The sequence below is a fragment of the Pseudomonas sp. AC463 genome (assembly GCF_979253585.1).
In genome coordinates, this window is the sequence record NZ_CEEDDZ010000673.1 from 1 (window position 1) to 267 (window position 267).

Below are 267 nucleotides of genomic sequence, written 5' to 3' on the forward strand. Positions count from 1 at the left end.
GGCGAGTGGCAGCCAGGTCACCCTGGGTATCCGCCCCGAGCATCTCAACGTGGTGCCTGCCGGCCAGGGCCGATTGCAGGCGACGGCGGACGTCAGCGAGCGTCTGGGCAGCGACACCTTCTGCCATGTCCGAGTGGGCGATGAAATGCTCACCGTGCGTGTGCGCGGTGATTTCTCCCCTGCCTATGGCGAGCCGCTGGCGCTGGATTTCGATCCGGCCCACTGCCACCTCTTCAACGCCGATGGCCTGGCCATCGACAAACGCAT

The 267-nt window shown here is 65.9% G+C and carries 1 protein-coding gene; it reads left to right on the plus strand.

Annotated features, from left to right (window positions below; translation table 11 throughout):
* The coding region (locus AC0IYH_RS31900) for a TOBE domain-containing protein (RefSeq protein WP_471838284.1) at window positions 1-267 on the plus strand (267 nt) is incomplete at both ends.